This window comes from Guyparkeria sp., assembly GCF_041687595.1.
Classification (GTDB): domain Bacteria; phylum Pseudomonadota; class Gammaproteobacteria; order Halothiobacillales; family Halothiobacillaceae; genus Guyparkeria.
On record NZ_JAWLBP010000076.1, the window covers coordinates 2,539 to 4,777 of the forward strand.

2 protein-coding genes and 1 pseudogene are annotated in these 2,239 nt (G+C 69.5%); all 3 read left to right on the top strand.

The annotated features are described in order from the left end of the window. Positions 1-675 (top strand): site-specific tyrosine recombinase XerD (locus ACESL5_RS09320; protein ID WP_372592508.1); only part of this gene is annotated, 675 nt, incomplete at its 5' end. Positions 676-775: 100 nt separating this feature from the next. Continuing rightward, on the top strand, positions 776-1,528 hold the full coding sequence (locus ACESL5_RS09325) for a DsbC family protein (protein ID WP_372592509.1): 753 nt from the start codon (positions 776-778) through the stop codon (positions 1,526-1,528). Positions 1,529-1,666: 138 nt separating this feature from the next. Beyond that, a pseudogene (locus ACESL5_RS09330) lies at positions 1,667-2,239 on the top strand (SDR family NAD(P)-dependent oxidoreductase); the annotation flags it as partial.

A 2,239-nucleotide genomic window follows, 5' to 3' on the forward strand; every position in this document is an offset into this window, starting at 1 on the left:
CGCATGCGCTCGGCCATCCGCCGCTTCTACGCCTGGGCGAGCCGCGAGGGGCTGATCGACGGCAACCCGGCCGCCGACCTGCCCGCCCCGCGCCTGCCGCGCGCCTTGCCGAACGACATGAGCGAGGCGGAAGTCGAGGCCCTCCTGCTGGCACCGGACACGGGCACCCCGCTGGGCCTGCGCGACCGCGCCATGCTGGAAACCCTGTACGCCACCGGGCTGCGCGTCTCCGAACTGGTCGGCCTGACCTTGAGCGAGATCAGCCTCTCCCACGGGGTGGCAAGGGTCAGCGGCAAGGGCGGGCGCGAGCGGCTGGTGCCGATCGGTGACGAGGCGGTCGACTGGCTCACCACCTACCTCGCGCAGGCACGCGGACAGATCCTGGACCGGCGCCAGAGCCATGCCGTGTTCGTCACCGAGCGCGGCACGCCGCTCACGCGGCAGGCCTTCTGGTACCGCATCAAGCACCACGCCCGCGCCGCCGGCCTGCGGCAATTGCCCTCGCCGCACACGCTGCGGCATGCCTTCGCCACGCACCTGCTCAACCACGGCGCCGATCTGCGGGCCCTGCAGATGCTGCTCGGCCATGCCGATCTCTCCACCACACAGATCTACACGCACGTGGCTACCGCCCGCCTCAAGTCACTGCACGCCGAGCACCATCCACGTGGCTGAGAAGTCGCACGCGGGCCCGGGCGAATGCGATAATGGAACCCGGACTCGTCCCGCGACTCCAAGGGTCGATTCGACATTCACCAACCAGGTTCAAGAGACGATGCGAAAGATGCCGATCGCCATTCCCTCACCGCGCCATCTGCTGGGTGCCGCCTTGGCCGCTTCGCTGGCCGTGCCGTTCGCCGGCGCGATGGCCGACGAGGAGACCATCACCGACAACATCCAGAAGCACATGCCGGGCGTGCCGATCGACTCGCTCGAGGAGACGCCCGCCCAGGGCATCTACGAGCTGATCTCCAACGGCCAGGTGGCCTACGTGACCGCCGACGGCAAGTACCTGATCGCCGGCGACCTGATCGACGTGGAGCAGCGTCGCAACCTGACGCAGGCCAAGCAGGACGAGCAGCGCGTGGCGCGCCTGGCCGACATCCCCGACGACCGCAAGCTGGTCTACCCGGCCGAGGGCGAGAAGAAGCACTCGATCACGGTGCTCACCGATCCGACCTGCCCGTTCTGCGACAAGCTGCACAAGGAAGTGCCCGCCCTGCAGGCCGCCGGTGTCGAGGTGAACTACATCCTCACCCCGCGCCAGGGTCCGGGCTCGAAGGGCTTCGAGATCTCGTCGCGCACCCTGTGCGCCGACGATCCGAAGCAGGCGCTCGAGGGCGCGATGAAGGGCCAGTCCGTGGCAGCCGACGCCTGCCGGGACGACGTCGTCCAGGAGAACATGGCGCTGTCCAATGAACTGGGCATGAGCGGCACGCCCTACACCATCCTTCCCAACGGCGCGGCCCTGCCAGGCTACCGCCCGGCCAAGGTGATGCTGGAGGCCATCCGCAGCAGCGACGGCTGATCTCGCGAGAATAACGAACCGACACGACACCCCGCCGGGCGACCGGCGGGGTGTCTCGTTTTCGGCATCCGGAAAGCAGGCGTGCTGCCGACAGGCTATCCTGCCGGACGGAATCCCGCTTTCATCCCGGAGCAGCACATGACACGCAGCCATTCCACCCTCGTGCTCATCGGCTACGGCGACATCGCCCGGCGGCTGGCCGAGCGCCTCCCGGACCGGGAAATCGTCGCCGTCGCACGCCGACGGCCCGCCCCGCCCCCGGGGCACCAAGGAAAGTGGCACGGACATCCCATCGACCTCGACGATGGCACGCCCATCCCCGAAGAAGCCGTTCCGGCCGGGTCGATCTGGATCTACCTCGCCCCGCCACCCCGCCACGGCACCGTCGATCCGCGGGTGAGCCACTGGCTGGAGGGGGCCATGCATGGCCCGGCGGCGGCGATCTACATCGGGACCACCGGCGTCTACGGCGACCACCAGGGAGGATGGGTCGACGAGACCACCCCGCCGACCCCACAGCACGATCGCGGCCGGCGACGCCTGGATGCCGAACGGCAGTTCACGGACTGGTGCGGCCAGCGGGGCATCCCGCTGACCTGCCTGCGGGTGACCGGCATCTACGCCTGCGATCGTCTGCCGGTCGAGCGCATCCGTGCCGGCGCGCCGGTGCCGCGCGGTGACCAGGCGCCGTGGTCAAACCGCATTCACGCC